11 protein-coding genes are annotated in these 16676 nt (G+C 76.4%); 8 read left to right on the forward strand and 3 right to left on the reverse strand.

Going from position 1 to position 16676, the window contains the following annotated elements:
• Nucleotides 1-301 precede the first annotated feature (301 nt).
• Entirely contained in the window at nucleotides 302-2311 is a 2010-nt protein-coding gene (locus QSK00_RS05170; protein ID WP_285588274.1) for an HNH endonuclease signature motif containing protein, read from the forward strand.
• A gap of 10 nt (nucleotides 2312-2321) precedes the next feature.
• Here QSK00_RS05170 and QSK00_RS05175 read toward each other — a convergent pair whose 3' ends face one another.
• Complete coding sequence (locus QSK00_RS05175) at nucleotides 2322-2882, reverse strand: TetR/AcrR family transcriptional regulator (RefSeq protein WP_285588276.1); 561 nt, start codon at nucleotides 2880-2882, stop codon at nucleotides 2322-2324.
• Nucleotides 2883-2966: 84 nt separating this feature from the next.
• Here QSK00_RS05175 and QSK00_RS05180 point away from each other — a divergent pair, with 84 nt between their 5' ends.
• The 4 genes from QSK00_RS05180 (at nucleotide 2967) to QSK00_RS05195 (ending at nucleotide 7707) form a co-directional block, all read left to right on the forward strand.
• Nucleotides 2967-3824: an aldo/keto reductase gene (locus QSK00_RS05180; protein ID WP_285588278.1), complete on the forward strand. Its 858-nt coding sequence runs from the start codon at nucleotides 2967-2969 to the stop codon at nucleotides 3822-3824.
• Nucleotides 3821-4480 (forward strand): alpha/beta fold hydrolase, encoded by a 660-nt coding sequence (locus QSK00_RS05185; protein ID WP_285588280.1) that lies wholly within the window; start codon nucleotides 3821-3823, stop codon nucleotides 4478-4480. The genes QSK00_RS05180 and QSK00_RS05185 overlap by 4 nt, the downstream gene beginning before the upstream one ends.
• A gap of 13 nt (nucleotides 4481-4493) precedes the next feature.
• The gene (locus QSK00_RS05190; RefSeq protein WP_285588282.1) at nucleotides 4494-5246 is read left to right on the forward strand and encodes an SIR2 family NAD-dependent protein deacylase; all 753 of its coding nucleotides are present in this window, start codon (nucleotides 4494-4496) and stop codon (nucleotides 5244-5246) included.
• 85 nt (nucleotides 5247-5331) lie between these two features.
• On the forward strand, nucleotides 5332-7707 hold the full coding sequence (locus QSK00_RS05195) for a xanthine dehydrogenase family protein molybdopterin-binding subunit (protein ID WP_285588285.1): 2376 nt from the start codon (nucleotides 5332-5334) through the stop codon (nucleotides 7705-7707).
• A 253-nt stretch (nucleotides 7708-7960) separates the two neighbouring features.
• On the opposite strand, the gene QSK00_RS05200 is transcribed toward QSK00_RS05195, so the two are convergent.
• Both QSK00_RS05200 and QSK00_RS05205 read right to left on the reverse strand, forming a co-directional pair.
• Complete coding sequence (locus QSK00_RS05200; protein ID WP_285588288.1) at nucleotides 7961-9481, reverse strand: helix-turn-helix domain-containing protein; 1521 nt, start codon at nucleotides 9479-9481, stop codon at nucleotides 7961-7963.
• Nucleotides 9478-11550: an Hsp70 family protein gene (locus tag QSK00_RS05205; RefSeq protein WP_285588290.1), complete on the reverse strand. Its 2073-nt coding sequence runs from the start codon at nucleotides 11548-11550 to the stop codon at nucleotides 9478-9480. Before QSK00_RS05205 ends, QSK00_RS05200 begins: the two co-directional genes overlap by 4 nt.
• Nucleotides 11551-11862: 312 nt before the next feature.
• Between QSK00_RS05205 and QSK00_RS05210 the strand changes: the two genes are divergently transcribed.
• The 3 genes from QSK00_RS05210 to QSK00_RS05220 all read left to right on the forward strand — a co-directional run bounded on the left by QSK00_RS05210 (nucleotide 11863) and on the right by QSK00_RS05220 (nucleotide 16614).
• On the forward strand, nucleotides 11863-12804 hold the full coding sequence (locus tag QSK00_RS05210) for an IniB N-terminal domain-containing protein (protein ID WP_285588293.1): 942 nt from the start codon (nucleotides 11863-11865) through the stop codon (nucleotides 12802-12804).
• A 268-nt stretch (nucleotides 12805-13072) separates the two neighbouring features.
• Nucleotides 13073-15076, forward strand: a complete 2004-nt coding sequence (locus QSK00_RS05215) for a dynamin family protein (RefSeq protein ID WP_285588295.1) — start codon at nucleotides 13073-13075, stop codon at nucleotides 15074-15076.
• On the forward strand, nucleotides 15073-16614 hold the full coding sequence (locus tag QSK00_RS05220) for a dynamin family protein (protein WP_285588297.1): 1542 nt from the start codon (nucleotides 15073-15075) through the stop codon (nucleotides 16612-16614). The genes QSK00_RS05215 and QSK00_RS05220 overlap by 4 nt, the downstream gene beginning before the upstream one ends.
• The last annotated feature ends 62 nt before the right edge of the window (nucleotides 16615-16676 follow it).

The raw sequence follows: 16676 nt of genomic DNA on the forward strand, positions 1-16676 counted from the left end.
ACCTCGCGCCCTGGTTCGACGCCGACATCGCGCTGGTCGACCCCGACCGCTCGTGGACCGTCGACCCCGCCGACTCCGAGTCGACCCAGGAGTACACGCCGTTCCGGGGCTGGCGATCGGCTCCACCGTCACCCGCACGTTCCTGCGCGGACGGACGGTCTACGCCGACGGGCGGTGGTGGGGGAGCCGTCGGGTCGCTTCCTGTCGCGACCCATCGCACGCTGGCGGGGCCGTTCGGCGGAGATCAAGTTCGTCCGGACGGTCGCTGGTTCTGTTCGAACGTGTGTTCGATACTGGAGTCATGACCGCGCCTCTGCTCGAACTCGACCCGGCCTCGCTGCCGGGCGAGCTCGTGGAGGCCGAGCTGCGGGCGGCGTTCGCCGTCGAGAACCGGGCGGCGTGGACCAAGCTGCGGTGGCTGCGGGAGGCGTGCCGTTCGCGGGCAGGCACCACGGTTCGCGAGGTCGGTCGCGACGACGGGGCGGTGGCTGCGGCTGCGCTGGGCTGGTCGGCGTCCATGGCCGGAGCGCGGCTGGAGCTGGCCGACGGTGTCCTCGAGCGGCTGCCCGCCCTCGGGGAGGCCATGGCCTCGGGCGTCCTGGAGCCGACGAAGGCCTGGTTGTTCGTCTCGACCCTGCGCGAGCTCGACCGCGAGCGGGCCGTCGCGGTGGTCGACCGGCTGCTCGCCCGCGCACCGCGCACCCCGCACCAGAGGCTGCGCGAGATGATCGAGATCGCCGCAGCGGAGATCGACCCAGACTGGGACGAGGCGCGCCGGGCCGCAGCGCTCGCCCGGGCGCGTGTGCTGGCGCGGATCGGACCTTCCGGCGCGGCCGAGCTGTCCGGCCTCGACCTGCCGTGGGAGGCCGCCAAGGACGCCTACGACCACCTCGTCGCGGTCGCCGACGCGGTGCTGGTCCGGCTGCGCGTCGCCGGGGTGGACGAGAGCGAGGGCGTCGTCCAGGCGCACGTCTTCGTCCGGCTGCTCGGCCGCGACCACCTGGGCCACGACGACCCCGACCTGGTCGCCCGTCTGACCGCCGAACTCCTCCCCGCGAATCCCACGGCCCGCGGTGACGACGGCCCGGATGCCGACGGTCCTCAAGACGGCCCGGACGGCAACGGTCCGGACGACCATCCGGACGGCGACGGACCCGGCGACGGACCCGGCGACGGACCCGACGACGGACCCGACGACGGCCCGGACGACGGTGGCCCGGACGACGGTGGCCCGGACGACGGTGGCCCGGACGACGGTGGCCCGGACGACGGCGCCGACGACGATCCCGCGGCCGGCGGCACGCATGGCGACGTGAGCCCCGACCCGGCTGAGGGCTCCCCCTCACGGGACGGCGCGGGCGCGACGAGCGCGGACGCGGACGACCCCGGCCGGTCCCACGCGGTGGGCTCCCGACTGTCCTTCCGGCGTCGCGTGGCGGTTCGGCTGGGGCTCGCGACCCTGCTCCGGTTCGACCGTCGCCCCGCCGAGATGCCCGGCTGGGGTGCCGTCGCCGCCCCGACGGCCCGGGCGCTCGCCCTCAGGCGGAGGGCGGGTCGATGGCGCCTGCACCTCTACCGCCGGGTCGACGGGTTCCTCGAACACTCGCTGCTCGTCGAGCCGGCCGGCGGCAGGCCCGGCGCACACGACGACCCGCACTGCGCCCAGATCGTCGAACTCGCGGCCTTCACCGACGAACTCGACGCCCTCGATCCCGCGGACGTGCTGCACGGCGACCTCGTCGCGTCCGCCCAGGCGGCGCTGGCGCATGCCCGCGCCCACCCCGAGCGGCACCCGGCTCACAGCGACCGCGACGCCGCTCGCCGGTTCCCGGGCGCCGACCTCGACGACTGGGTCCGGGCCCGGGACCGCACGTGTCGCTTTCCCGGCTGCTCACGCCCGGCCTACGGCGCCGACCTCGACCACACCGTCGCGGTGACCGACGACGGACTCACCCTCGCGGACAACCTCGGCGCACTCTGTCGACGGCACCACCGACTCAAGCACACCCCGGCCGCCGGCTGGGTCCTCGAGCAGCCCGACGCCGGGCTCTTCGTCTGGACCACCCCGAACGGCACCCGTCACGAGGTGCGGCCGGAGCCCTTCGAGCCCCTCCTCGAGATCCCTGCGGCGACCGGTCCCGCCGTGCCCCTCGCGGCGTTCGCTCCGCCCCGCGACACGCGGCCGTGGCGGGCGCGACGCAACCGCTACGGGCACGTCACGAGTGCGGCGCGGGCGACGGTCGTCGCCATCCGGGCCGCCGACCGGGAGCGCCGGCCAGCTCCACCCGTCGACGACGAACCGCCGTTCTGACGCTCCGAGGTCACGAACCCACGGCGCGGAGGACGAGGTCCAACAGACGTCCGACGCGGACCCGGTCGTCGGCGTCCTGCAACGTGACGAAGGTGCCGACCAGCAGCGTCACGACGTCGTCCGCCTCGACCCCCGCGCGCATCGACCCGTCCGCCGCACCCGCCGTCAGGAACCTCCCGACCGCCTCGTCGACCACCTCCCGCGTGCGCAGCGAGGCCAGCGACCCGTCGGCGACCATCGCGCGGAAGGTGTCGGCCATGCCCCGCTTGGTGAGGACGAACTCGGCGTAGCGGTCGAGCCAGGCGCGGAACGCCGTCGCGGCGTGGGGGCCGGGGTCGACGTCGCGGCACAGGGACTCGAGCTCCGTGCGGTAGACGGCCGCGACGAGCGCCTCGCGGGTGGGGAAGTGCCGGTACAGCGTCCCGATCCCGACCCCGGCGTCCCGCGCGATCTTCTCCAGCGTCGGATCCCCGCTGCGATCCCCCGTCGCTCCGCTCGCCCCGGCGAGGAACGCGGCCGCGGCGGCCTCGAGCAGGCGGGCACGGTTGCGCTCGGCATCGGCGCGGGGCATAAGTGGAGGCTCCTCCGGTTCACGTGCTAGCGTCGTCGGGCAGAACCGGAGGCTACTCCGGATCAGCGGACGAGAGGAGCCATCATGCGTCCCGGAGGCACCGCGAAGCTGGGGGAGCACGAGGTCGTGCGCGTCGGGTACGGCGCGATGCAGCTGCGGGAGGCGGGTCCTGACGACGGGTCGGTCGCCGTCCTGCGGCGCGCCCGCGAGCTGGGGGTGGACCACGTCGACACCGCCGAGTTCTACGGCGACGGCGTGGTCAACCGCCGCATCCGGGCTGCACTCGCGCCCTACGACGACGTCGTGATCGTCACCAAGGTCGGCGCCGAGCCCACGACGGGGGAGATCGATCTCCGCCTCGCCCAGCGCCCCGAGCAGCTGCGCGCGCAGGTGGAGGCGAACCTGCGCTCGCTCGGGGTGGAGCGGCTCGACGTCGTGAACCTGCGCCGCGCCGACGCCCCGCCCGGGCTCCTCGCCGAGGGCGACCAGGTCGTGGACCTCGACGACCAGCTCGCGGCCCTGACCGCCCTGCGCGACGAGGGGACGATCGGCGCGATCGGGCTCTCGCACGTGTCGGCCGAGCAGCTGCGCCGTGCCCTCCCGGTCGGCGTCGTCTGCGTGCAGAACGCGTACTCGCTGGTCGACCGGTCGTCGGAGCCGGTGCTCGACCTCTGCCGCGAGCGCGGCATCGCCTGGGTCCCGTACTTCCCGCTCGGCAGCGCGTTCCCCGGGCAGACGCACGTGACGACGCTGCCGACCGTGCAGCAGGTGGCCGCGCGGCTCGGGGCGACGCCCTCGCAGGTCGGGCTCGCCTGGGTCCTCGCCCGGTCCCCGGAGGCGATGGTGATCCCAGGGACGCGGTCGGTCGCGCACCTCGAGGAGAACGTGGCGGCCGGGTCGGTGTCGCTCACGGCGGAGGACCTCGCGACACTCGACGCGTGACCCGGTTCGTCCTCGTCCACGGAGCCGGCGGCGCTGCGGCGTACTGGTCGCGGGTGCTGCCGCTGCTGCCCGACGCGGCGGCGGTCGAGCTGCCGCCCGACGCCGCGACGTGGGAGGAGTGCGTCGGCGTCGTCCGCGACGCGGCCGACGCCGGCTCGGTGCTCGTCGGGCAGTCCATGGGCGCCTTCGTCGTCGCCCTCGCGGCGGCCTCCTTCCCGACGTCGGGTGTGGTGCTGCTGGCACCGATGGTCCCGGCGCCGGGAGAGACCGCCGGGGCGTGGTGGGAGAACACCCGGCACGCCGACGCCGCGTCCGAGGCCGCGACCGGGCAGGGACTCGACCCCGCCGCCGTCGTGCCGGGCCCCGGGTTCGACGGCGACGTGACCTTCCTGCACGACGTGCCGCGCGAGGGTCTCGTCGAGCCGCCCGACCCGTCGTGGCCACCGGCGGCGCTGTTCGACGCGCCGTACCCGCTCGAGGCGTGGCCCGACGTCCCCACCCGGGTCCTCGCCGCCCGGGACGACCGGCTGTTCCCGCTCCCGTTCGTGCAGCGACTCGCTCGCGAGCGGGCCGGGGTCGAGGCGGAGGTGCTCCCCGGCGGGCACCTGGTGGCGCTGGCGCAGCCGGGCGCGGTCGCCGCGGCTCTCCTCGCGTGACACGGTGGAATCCATGGCGGACGACATCGAACGGGCGCGGGAGCTCATCGCCGGAGCGCAGCGGATCACCGTCCTCACGGGCGCCGGGGTCTCGACCGACTCCGGGATCCCCGACTTCCGCGGCCCGCAGGGAGTGTGGACCCTCAACCCCGCCGCCGAGCTGATCTGGAACTACGACAACTACGTCGCCGACCCCGAGGTCCGCCGTACGGCGTGGCAGGAACGCGTCGAGCACCCGATGTTCAGCGCCGTGCCCGGGCGCGCACACCAAGCGCTCGTCGACCTCGAGCGCTCGGGAAAGCTGTTCGCGCTGCTCACGCAGAACATCGACGAGCTGCACCAGAAGGCCGGGTCGTCGCCGTCGCTGGTGGCGGAGCTGCACGGCTCCAACCACGGCACGGTGTGCCTGACCTGCGGGGCGATCGCTCCGATGGCCGACGCGCTGGCGCGGGTGCGCGCGGGCGACGACGACCCCGCCTGCGAGCGATGCGGCGGCATCCTCAAGGCGACGACGATCATGTTCGGCGAGATGCTCGACGCGGACGTCCTCATGCGGGCCCGCGAGGCGGCGATCGCCTGCGACCTGTTCCTCGCGGTCGGCACCTCGCTCGGCGTGCACCCGGCGGCGGGCCTGGTCGACATCGCGGCGCAGGTCGGCGCCGAGGTGATCATCGTCAACGCGGAGCCCACGCCGTACGACCCGATCGCCTCCGTCGTCCTCCGCGGCGGCATCTCCGAGGTGCTGCCGGAGGTGCTCCGCAGGTGAGCACTTCTCCGTGCCAGAACACGGATTAGTGCTCACCTGCGAAGCACCTTGCGTTCGAGCGCACTCGAAGTCCTACGGTCGGACCGTGCCAGGATCCATTCTCGGAACCGCCGTCCGTCGCGTGGAGGACCCGGAGCTGATCCGCGGTCGCGCCACCTACGTCGACAACATCGTCCCACCGGGCGCCCTGCACGTCGTCTTCGTGCGGTCGCCGCTGGCGCACGCGCGGCTGGAGGACGTCGCCGTCGACAAGGCCCGCGAGGCGCCCGGCGTCGTCGCGGTCCTGACGGCGGACGACCTCGTCGACCTGCCCGACCACCGGCCCTTCATGGTCCTCAACGACGCCTGCGCCCGCCCACTGCTGGCCCGCGGCAAGGTGCGGTTCGTCGGGGACATGGTCGCCGCGGTCGTCGCGACCACGAAGGCCGAGGCGGTCGACGCCGCCGAGCTCGTCGAGGTGGACTACGACCCGCTCGAGCCCGTCGTCGACCCGGAGGCCGCCCTCGCTGCCGGGGCCCCGCTGCAGTTCGAGGAGCTCGGCTCCAACCTCGCGGCCGGGATGCGCGACCCCGACGATGTCGACCCGTTCGTCGGCGCCGACGTCGTCGTCCGGGCCCGCATCGTCAACCAGCGGCTCGCCGTCGCCCCGATGGAGGGCAACTCGGTGACCGCCGAGCCGGGCGACGGGACGTACGAGACGACGATCCACGTCTCCACCCAGATGCCGCACGGGCTGCGCGACCAGGTCGCGAAGCAGTGGGGCTGGGACCCCGCGCGGGTGCGCGTCGTCGCCCCGCACGTCGGCGGCGGATTCGGCGGCAAGGCCGGTCTCGCCCCGGAGCACGCCGTCGTCATCGAGCTCGCCCGGCGCCTCGGACGGCCCGTCACCTGGACCGAGACCCGCAGCGAGAACCTCACCGCGATGCCGCACGGCCGCGGCCAGGTCCAGTACGCCGAGCTCGGGCTGCGCCGTGACGGCACCTTCGTCGGCCTGCGGGCCCGCGTCGTCGGCGACGCCGGCGCCTACGCCGGGTTCGGTGGCGCCCTCGCGCTCGGCCCGACCCGCAACATGGCCCAGGGCGTCTACCGCATCCCGACGATCTCCTACGGCGCCGCTGCTGCCCTCACCACGACGACGCCGATGGGCGCCTTCCGCGGGGCCGGTCGCCCCGAGGCGGCGGCGATGCTCGAACGGCTCGTCGACATGGCCGCGCTGGAGCTGGACGTCGACCCCGCCGAGCTGCGCCGCCGGAACTTCCTCGCCCCCGACCAGTTCCCGTACACCACCGTGACCGGCTCCCTGTACGACTCCGGCGACTACGTCAAGCCGCTCGACGAGGCCCTCCGCCTGGCCGGCTACGAGGAGCTGCGCGCCGAGCAGACCCGTCGTCGGGAAGCCGGCTCTCGGGTCGCACTGGGTATCGGCCTCGCGGTCTACGTCGAGGTCACCGCGGGTGGCGCGGCGCAGGAGTACGGGAAGGTCTCGGTCGACGACGACGGCGGCGCGACCGTCGCCGTCGGGACCTCCGGGCACGGGCAGGGCCACGCGACGTCGTTCGCGATGATCGTGTCCGACCGGCTCGGCATCCCGATGGACCGGATCCGCTTCGTGCAGTCCGACACCGCGGCCGTCCCGCACGGCGGCGGCACGGGCGGCTCGCGCTCGCTGCAGCTCGCCGGCTCGAGCGTCCTCGTCGCCGCCGACACGGTGCTGTCCCGGGCCCGTGAGGTGGTCGCGTCGGTCTTCGAGGCCGCGCCCGAGGACATCGCGGTTCTCGACGACGGGTCGGTCGGCGTGGCGGGCGTGCCCGGACGGTCGCTGGGCTGGCAGGAGGTTGCCGCGGCCGCGCACGAGCAGGGGGTGTCGCTGGCCGAGGCGCGCGACGAGTCGCAGCCCGGCGCGACCTACCCGTTCGGCGCGCACGTCAGCGTCGTCGAGGTCGACCTCGACACGGGGCGGGTCACGCCCGTCCGGCACATCGCGGTCGACGACTGCGGGCGCGTGCTCAACCCGACGCTCGTCGCCGGCCAGCAGCACGGCGGGTTGGTGCAGGGCATCTCGCAGGCGCTGTGGGAGGGCTTCTCCTACGACGCCGACGGCAACCCCGTGACCGGCTCCTTCGCCGCCTACCTGCTCCCGACCGCCGCCGAGCTGCCGACGTTCGAGGCCGCGTCCACCGAGACGCCGACCCCGTACAACCCGCTCGGCGCCAAGGGGATCGGCGAGGCCGCGACGATCGGGTCGACCCCGGCGGTGCAGAACGCGGTGGTCGACGCGCTCGCCCACCTCGGCGTCCGGCACGTCGACATGCCGCTCACCCCGGACCGCGTGTGGCACACCGTCCGCGACGCCGAGGCGGGCACGCTCACCGAGCCGTGGTCGGAGCCTCCGGCCGTCTTCGCGACCCTCCCGGTGCGCGGCGCCTCGGCCGACCCGGAGGCGGCGTCGGTCGACGTCTGACCCGGATCGACGCGAACGGCCCCCGACGACGGGGCCGTTCGCGCAGGCTGGGGGCATGACGGAGCTACCTGACCACGTGCCTCGTCCGGTCCGCGCAGGTCGCCGGAGACCGGGTGGCGGCCCGGCGTCGCCACCGGCAGCGCCTGCGGGAACGACCCCGCGTGATCGACTGACGTATCCGGGAACCGGTGACGGTCGCACCGGTTCCGCGGCGTGGTCGGGGGACCGGGCTGACCGTGCGCGACGTCGCCGGTCACGGCGCGGTGCCGACCAGCACCTTCAGCTCGCTGAACAGCTCCGCCCGGCTCTCGGACCCCAGCCGGCGGCGGATGCGCGCCACGTGGTGCTCCACCGTCTTCGTCGAGAGGAACAGCCGCCCGGCGATCTCCCGGTAGGTCAGGCCCTCGAGGACGAGCTCGGCGATGTCCCGTTCCCGGTCGGTGAGGGTGGCCTCCCGGCGGGCGCGGGTGACCGCGACGGCCCGGGAGGACCCGGCGTCGGGAACGGGGACGGGTGCGGGAGCGGTGGGGACGCGTCCGGCCTGCAGGGTCCGCGCGCAGGCGAGGAGGGCGGCGGAGTCGGCGCGGTCGGTGGTCCGGATGGCGGCCTCGCCGGCGAGGCGGGCGCCGTCCCGGCCGAGGCCGACCGCGCGCAGGGCGGTCGCGGCCGCGTTCACGGCGTCGGCGTCGACCTCGCCCGCCAGCACCGCGAGCCACACGCGGGCGGCGCGGGCGGGGGCGACGGCGCGGTCGTTGACCAGGGCGGCCGTTTCGAGGGCGGTCGCGTGGGCGCCGGCTCCGGTGTGGTCCTCGGCGGTGATCGCGGCGTGCAGCCGCGCCCAGTGCCACGAGGTCGACCACGACGGCGGGTCGCCGAGGGACGCGAGCAGCGCGGTCGCCTCGGCGAGGTGCGGCTCGACCCAGCGGCTCTCGCCGAGCCGGGCGGCGGCGATCGCGAGCTCGCCGACCGGGAGCAGGGAGTACAGGTCGACCGGGTGGCGCAGCAGCGCCTGGCGCGCGCGCGACCACAGGTCGAGCAGGCGCCGGGTGTCCCCGGCGTGGCGGGCGAGCGCGACCTCGCAGGCCACGGTCACGAGCGCGTCGCGCGCTTCGGGGGTGCCCGGGAGGTCGTCGGCCGCGGTCAGCGCGGCGCGGGCGGCCGACTCGTCGTCGCGCAGCATCGCCGACCACGCCCGCAGCAGGACGTGGCGGCGGCGGAGCGCGGGCCCGCCGAGGTCGGCGTCGGCGGCGAGGTCGAGCAGCGGCTCGGCGAGCTCGGGCTCCCCCCGGTGCAGGGCGAGCAGCGCGCCGATCGCGGCGGGGGAGTCCGCGGCAGGAACCTGCTCCCCGGTCGCCGCCAGCGACGTCGTCGCGCGGACCAGCAGCGAGAGCGAGGTGCCCGCGCTGCCGTCGCGGCCGTCGACCGAGGCGAGCAGCCCCTGCGCCAGGAGCGCGTCGGCGCCGTCGCGCAGCCCGGGCAGGACGTCGGCCGCCGGGGCGAGGGCGGCCCGCGCCTCGGCGAGCGCACCCGTGCCGAGCAGGCTCACCACCGCGTCCGGCGTCCCCGCGCCCTGGCGCGCGAGCCACCGGTGCACCTCCGCGGCCCGGGCGAGCAGCCCGCGCTGGGGCAGGACCGCCGCGAGGACCCGTGCGCCGAGCAGGCGGTCCGGCCCGTCCTGGGTGCGCAGCGCGACGTCGGCCAGGCGCAGGGCCGTGTCGGAGTCGCCGGCGAGGGCCGCGTCGGCGGCCGCGGTGGCGCCGTCCGGGCCGGTCACGAGGCCGTCCCGGTCGTCGGGGTCGCCGACCCGCTGGGGGTGGGACCTGCGGCGACGGGGGTGTCGGCGACGCTCGGTGTGACCACCGGCGCCACGGGGGCCTGGGCCGCGGGCTCCGGCGCCGGGCTCGCGACGTCGGAGGCGGGGGGCGCCGGGGCGACGGCGGCCGGGGCGACGGCGGCCGGGGCGACAGGTCGCGGTGCGGCCACGGGCGGCGTCCCCCCGGAGGCCTGCGGCCGCAGGTTCTGCGCGGTCGGCGTCCGCGAGGAGCGGGTCGTGGACGCCGCGCGCCGGGTGGTGGTCTCCTCGGCGGCGCCGTTCCCCACGGTCCCGTCCCCGTTCCCGACGGCGGGTGGTGGGGCGGCGGGGGAGGAGGCCGGGACCAGGGGGCTCGCCGGGGCCGCCGCGCCCGGCGTGGCGGACGGGGCGGTGGTGGTGGGAGCGGGCGTCGTGTCCGCGGTCCGGGTCGAGGTGAGACCGGGGATCGGGACGGTGACGGCCACCGCCGCGAGCACGACGATCGCGAGCGCCACCAGGATCCAGGTGCGGTGGCGGCGCAGCGGGCCGTGCGGGGCGAGCTCGCCGACCGGGGCGGCCGCGGTGGTGACCGGTGGTCGCGGGACGTCGTCGCCGGCGATCCGCGGGCGTTCCATGAGCGCCGTCGACCCCGGGCGGGCGGGCCGGCGGACCTCCTCGTCGGCCGCGGGCAGTGCGGACGCGGGACCCCAGTCGTCGGTCGACCGCCGGTGCACCCGGGCGGCCGCCGCCCCGACCGCGGCCCCGGCGGTGACGGCCGCCCCGACCGCGGTGTGCCGCTCGACCGGCGCCGGGCGCTCGGCCTCGAGCCGACGCCGCTCCCGGACGTCCGCCGCGACCGCGGCGAACGCGCCGTGACCCGCCGTCGGGGAGCCGGAGGCCGGTCCGGTCAGGGCTTCCTGACGGCGGGCGGCCGCGTGTCCGGCGGCGGCGAGGGCCGCGCCCTCGGCGACGACGGTGACCGGGTCGAGCTCGGGGTGCACGGGGCGGCCGAGCTCCTCGGCGAGCAGGCGTGCGACCAGCGGGATGCGGGCCGAGCCGCCGACGAGGACGACCTGGTCGGGCGTGACCCCGGCCGCCTCGACGGTGCCCGCGAAGGCGTCGACGGTCGCCGCGACGAGCGGCGTGATGCGGGCCTCCAGGTCGGCGCGGGTGACGCGGACGGTCGTGTCCAGCGGTCCGATCGTCACCCGCACCGGCGCCTCGGTGTCGGCCGAGAGACGCTCCTTCGCCACCCGCGCGGAGCGCTGCAGGGCCGCGAGGGCGTGGCGCGAGGCGTTGTCGTCGAGGGCGGCGAGGGCCTCGTCGAAGGGCGCGCCGAGCTCCTCGCGGACGTGGGCGAGGACGGCGGCGTCGACGTCGGTGCCCCCCGCCCGGACCGGCGCGCCGGAGTCGGCGAGCACCTCGGTGGTGGTCGTCCCGGGTCCGGCCGCACCGGCCTCGACGCCGGACGCGACCACGCCGCGCGCGCCGCGCCGGACCACGGCGGCGCGGAACCGGCGGCCGCCCAGGTCGTAGACCGCGGCGACCCGGCCCGCGCGCAGACCACCGAAGGTCGCCGCGGCGAGCACGGCCGCCCGCGACTCGGCGACCAGCGTGGCGTGCCCGAGGCCGACCCGGACCAGCGCGCGGCGCAGGGTGCGCTCGCGGTGTCCGCCCCACCCGGCGGGGTGGGTGACCGCGAGCGAGCGGGCGGCACCGCCCTCGAGGGCGGCGACCCTCCGCACGGCCGCGAGGACGATCTCGGCCGCCACGTCGTCGGCGCGCCACGGCTCGTCGCCGACGATCAGCGGGACGTCGTCGCCGAGGCGGGCGGTGACGTCGCGGACCGCGCGGTCGGGCTCCAGGCCCGCGCGCCGCTCGGCGTCGGACCCGACCCGGACCACCCCGTCGCTGCCGCGGTGCGCGGTCGCGGGCATGCCCGGCGAGCCGTCGGCCCCGAGGGGCACGGGCTCGGTGCGGGCCTCGCCGTCACGCAGGACCGCCGCGACGACGGTCGTGCTGCCCAGGTCGACCCCGAGGTCGTAACCCACCGTATTCCCCCATCACTCGGTCGACCGCACATCGGCGCTCCCCCGTCAAGCGCAACATACTGCGCCAATCGGAGGATCGAGAGTCACGGTTGAGGCATGCCACCCGAGTGGGCGTCGAGAGTCGGGTGAACGGTGGGGCTGCTGGGGTGAACGGGACCCCCGGGACGGTCACGCCCCGGGGGTGGTCGGATCCCCCTCCTCCCCGGATCGGGTTCGCGGGGTCAACACCGATGTCCGCGGAGCCCGGGATTCCTAACGTTGCTCCCAACGCCGGATCAGACAGGTCCGGAAGGAGCAACCCTGGAGATCACGATGCCGGCGACCGAGGCCAAGACCCTGCTGCAGTTCCTGCTCGACCTCCTGCGTGACCCGCAGGCCCAGGCGGAGTTCGACGCCAACCCCCAGGGCGCGCTCACCGCGGCCGGCCTCGACGGGATGTGCTTCGCCGACGTGCGCGACGCGCTGCCGCTGGTCATGGACCACGCGCCCGCCGCCGTCGCCGCCCGCTACGACGACGACGTCCGCGCCGCCTCCGCCTCGGCCGTCGCGGTCGTCGGCGAGGAGCACCACCACGGTGGGCACGGCGAGCACCACTGGATCCCCGGCCCCGTGCTCCCGCCGCACGCGCCGGAGGTCGACAAGGTCATCCAGCAGCTGCAGTACGTGACGAACAACTACGCCTACGACTCGCACGACATCGAGACCAACCTCGAGCAGAACATCCGCGCCAACGGCGACGTGACCACCACGCTCAACCAGCCGGTCGCCTCCGGCGACGGCGCGGTCGCGGCCGGCGGCGACATCACCTCCCCGGTGGCCACCGGCGCCGGTGCGGTGGCGGGCGAGGGCAACATGGTCAACCACGACGGCACCGCGTCCTTCGGTGCGGGCGACGCCTCCAGCGTCGGCGGCTCGATCGCGGCCGGCGAGGGCGGCGCGGTGTCGCTGAACGACACCGCCACCGGGGCCAACACCGACGAGTCGGCCACCAACTTCGGTTCGGGCGCCGCGTCCTCGCAGGCCCCGGCGACCCACACCGAGACGCCGACCACCACGGTCACCCAGACCGACAACTCGCAGGCCAACGAGACCGACAACTCGACCCACACCGCGACCAACAGCGGCGCGGGCGACCTCGACGCCGGCCGCGAGGCGACGCCGCTGTTCGCCCACGAGGACGCCTCGGGCACCGCCGACGCCGACACGCTCGCCGCGCACGAGCCGCAGCACCACGACGTGGTCACCCACGCGTAGTCCGCACCGATGTCCCGGGGGCTGCCCCCCGCACTCCGCCCCCGGGACGGGTCGTGGCGACCGCGCCCGCCGCGACCCGCGTCGAACAGCCGGGACCCCGTCACGTCCGGGGTCCCGGCTGTTCCCGTATGGGCCCGTGGTTCCTCCGTCCGGGCGTCCGCGTCGCTCCGGCAGGGGCGGGTCGGCGCGTTAGAGTCGGCCGGACGGACCAGGGGGCTGGTCCTTCTGGGCTGATATTCGAGGGCGGAGACCGACGCGGGGGGCCGACGTGGAGGGGCAGCGACCGGGACCGGACCGGGACGAGGCGCGCGCGGTCACCGCGCTCGCGGTCCGGGCCGCCTCGGCCTACGGACGCCCCGACCTCGCGGCCGACCTCGGGGCGGCCGCGGACCGTCTCGCCGACCCCGGTGCCCGCGTGCTCGTCGTGGGGGACTTCAAGCAGGGCAAGAGCTCGCTGGTCTCCGAGCTCGCCGGCGCGGCGGTCTGCCCGGTGCACGACGACGTCGCCACCCGGCTCCCCACCGTGGTGCGCCACGGCCCGGAACCCGCGGCCGTCCTGGTCGGGACCGACGACGAGGGGACCGAGGTCCGCCGGCGGGTCGGGACGACCGAGCTGACCGCGGCGGTCACCGGCCGCGCCGTCGACGGCGCCGGGTGGCGCCACGCCGAGGTCGAGCTGCCGGACGGTCTGGTCGGGGACGGGCTCGTCCTCGTGGACACCCCGGGGGAGGGCGGTCCCCGCTCGGCCCGCGGGCTCGCCGTCCGCGCCGGGTTCCCGGCCGCACACGCCGTCGTCGTCGTGACCGACGCATCCCGCGAGCTGACCGCCCCCGAGCTCGACCTGCTGCGCGCCGCGGACCGGCAGTGCGCCACCGTCGTCGTCGCCCTGACCAGGATCGACCTGCACCCGCGCTGGCGGGAGGTCCGCGACCTGGACCTGCACCACCTGCGCGCCCACGACCTGCCGCAGGTCCGCGTCGTCGGGGTGTCCGCGTCGCTGGCCGCGCACGCACGCCGGACCGGCGACGACGCCCTGCTCGCAGAGTCCGGGGTACCGGCGCTGGCGGGGCTGCTGCGCGCCGAGGTGGCCGACCCCGCCGGGGCCCGGCACGCCGTCGCGGTGCTCGACCAGGTCGCCGAGGCCGTCACCGAGTTCTCCGCGGCGCTCGAGGCCGAGCGCGTCGGGTTGGAGGACCCCGAGCGGGCGGCCGGGATGGCCGCCGAGCTGACCGCGGCCCGCGACCGCGCCGCCGAGCTCCGGGAGCGCAGCGCCCGCTGGCAGCAGACGCTGGCCGACGGCGTGACCGACCTCGTCTCGGACATCGACTGGGACCTGCGTGACCGCATCCGGCACGTCGTGCGCGCCGGGGAGGAGGCGCTCGACGCGGCCGACCCGGCGTCGTCGTGGGACACGTTCGCGCCGTGGTTCACCGAGGAGATCTCGGAGGCGGTCACGACGACGTTCATCTGGGCCGGGGAGCGCACCTGGCGGCTGGCCGAGCGGGTCGCCGAGCACTTCGCGCTCTCCGGGGACTCGGTGCGCTCGCAACTGCCGGGAGCACCGTCGGTCGTCCCCCCGGGCGCCCAGGCCCTCGTCGCCGGCCGCCCGGAGCCCCCGGAGTCGCCGCTGGAGCAGACGATGCCCGGCGGGATGGTGGTCCGCGCCGAGCTGCCCGACGTCCCGGGGATCGACCTCCCGGAGCTGGAGAAGATCGGCTGGGCGAACGGGCTCGTCGTCGGGATGCGCGGGTCCTACGGCGGGGTGCTCATGGTCGGGATGGTGACGACGCTGTCCGGCCTCGCCCTGATCAACCCGTTCTCGGTGGGGGCCGGCGTGCTGCTGGGGTCGAAGACCATCCACGACGAGCGGAAGCGGGCGCTGCAACGACGGCGGGCGGAGGCCAAGCAGGCGGTCCGGCGCCACGGTGACGAGGTGCTGCACCTGGCGGGCAAGCGCTCCCGGGACCTGCTGCGCGACGTCCAGCGGACACTGCGCGACCACTTCACGGCGCAGGCCGAGTCGCTGGCACGGTCGGTGTCGGAGGCGGTGACCGCGGCGGCCGCGGCCCAGGAGATCGAGAGCGGCCGGCGGGAGCGGCGCCTGCGCGACGTGCAGGCCGAGCTGGCCCGCGTCGAGCTGCTCGCCGGTCGGGTCGCGACGTGCCGGGCGGGATTCGTCGCCGCCCTGCAGCGTGCGGGGAACCCTCGTGCCACACGAGCGCCCGGATCCTCCCCTCACGACCGCGCGCTCACCGGAAGCGGTGTCGCATGAGCCGCCTCCTCGACGAGACGCGCGGCGTCCTCGACCACGCGATCACCGTCCTCGCGGGCGACCCCCACGCCGTCGCCACCCTCACCGCACACCGGGCACGGCTCGGCGGACCCCTGCGGGTGGCGCTCGCGGGGTCGATCAAGACCGGCAAGTCGACGTTGCTCAACGCGCTGGTCGGCGAGCAGATCGCGCCGACCGGCGTGGGGGAGTGCACCCGGGTCACCACCCACTACGCCGACGGCCCGAGCCCCCGCATCGGCGTGACCTACCGCGGCACCCGTCGGGACGCCGACCCCGTCGAGCTGCCCGCCCTGCACCGCCGTGGCTCCCTCGTGATCGAGACCGAGCGGCTCGACCTCGCCCGGGTCGCCGCCCTGCACGTCGACTGGCCCACCCAGCACCTGCGCGACGTCACGCTCATCGACACCCCGGGCGTCGACTCGGCGGTCACCCGCAGCGTGTGGGGGCAGCCGGACGCCGACGACTCCACCCCCATCGACGCCGTCGTGCACCTCGTGCGCCACCTGCACGAGCCCGACGTCGCCTTCCTCGAGTCCTACGGCGACCGTGTCGCGGAGAACGTCGGCGCCGCCGGCACGCTCGTGGTGCTCTCCCGCGCCGACGAGGTCGGGGGCGGCCGCGTCGACGCGGTGATGGCCGCCCAGCAGGTCGCCCGCCGCTACCGCACCGATCCGGCCCTGCGTCCGTGGTGCGCCACGACGACGACCGTCGCGGGCCTCGTCGCCGAGACCGCCCGCACCCTGCGCGGCGTGGAGTTCACCGCGCTGCGCACCCTGGCCCGCCTCGACCGCGCGGAGCTCGACGCCCAGCTGCTGACCGCCGACCGCTTCGTGGCGGCGTCCGGGGTGCTGCCGTCCGGGACGCGGCTGGCCCTGCTCGACCGGTTCGGCCTGTTCGGGGTCCGGCTCGCCACCTCCCTGCTGCGCCGCGGCGTCGACGACTCCGCCGCGCTGGCCGCCGAGCTCGCGCGCCGCAGCGGCCTGGACGAGCTCCGCGACATCCTCGCGACGCGTTTCCTCGCCCGCCGCGACGTCTTCCAGGCCCGCTCGGCCCTGCTCGCCGTCGACCGTCTCCTCGCGCGGGCCCGGAACGCCCCGACCGCGGGCGGGCCGTCGCGGCCGTCCCCGGTACCGCGCCCGGCACCGGCCGGTCTCGCCGCGCTCGCCGAGGACGTGGAGCGGGTGCGGGCGGGTGCCCACGGGATCGTCGAGCTGGACACCCTCACCCGGCTGCGCCGCCGTCCGCTCGACGTCCCCGGCCGCGGCGCCGGGCTGAGCGCGGAGGCCGAGCGCCTGCTGGGCGACCAGGGCCCGTCGGCGTCCGCCCGGCTCGGGGTGGCCGAGGAGACCGGGGCGGGGGAGCTGCGGGCCGTGGCCCTCGCCGCGCTGGGGCGCTGGCGCGGGCACGCCGAGAACCCGCTCGCCGACCCGGACACCGTGGAGACCGTGCAGGTCGTCCTCCGCTCCCTCGAGGGGATGCTCGCCGAGCTCCCGCGCCCGGTGCCCGTCGGCGTCTGACCCGGGCGCGACGCGCTGCCGACCCCCGACGTGGCGCGCTGCTGACGTCCGGCGTCAGCGGT

Origin of the sequence: Actinomycetospora sp. NBRC 106378, from assembly GCF_030269685.1 — a bacterium.
Lineage (GTDB): Bacteria > Actinomycetota > Actinomycetes > Mycobacteriales > Pseudonocardiaceae > Actinomycetospora.

What these genes read in the sequence shown, in the direction of transcription:
- QSK00_RS05175 (WP_285588276.1), bottom strand. Translation starts at nt 2,882, where the DNA reads ATGCCCCGCGCCGATGCCGAGCGCAACCGTGCCCGCCTGCTCGAGGCC.
- QSK00_RS05170 (WP_285588274.1), top strand. Translation starts at nt 302, where the DNA reads ATGACCGCGCCTCTGCTCGAACTCGACCCGGCCTCGCTGCCGGGCGAG.
- QSK00_RS05210 (WP_285588293.1), top strand. Translation starts at nt 11,863, where the DNA reads ATGCCGGCGACCGAGGCCAAGACCCTGCTGCAGTTCCTGCTCGACCTC.
- QSK00_RS05220 (WP_285588297.1), top strand. Translation starts at nt 15,073, where the DNA reads ATGAGCCGCCTCCTCGACGAGACGCGCGGCGTCCTCGACCACGCGATC.
- QSK00_RS05180 (WP_285588278.1), top strand. Translation starts at nt 2,967, where the DNA reads ATGCGTCCCGGAGGCACCGCGAAGCTGGGGGAGCACGAGGTCGTGCGC.
- QSK00_RS05190 (WP_285588282.1), top strand. Translation starts at nt 4,494, where the DNA reads ATGGCGGACGACATCGAACGGGCGCGGGAGCTCATCGCCGGAGCGCAG.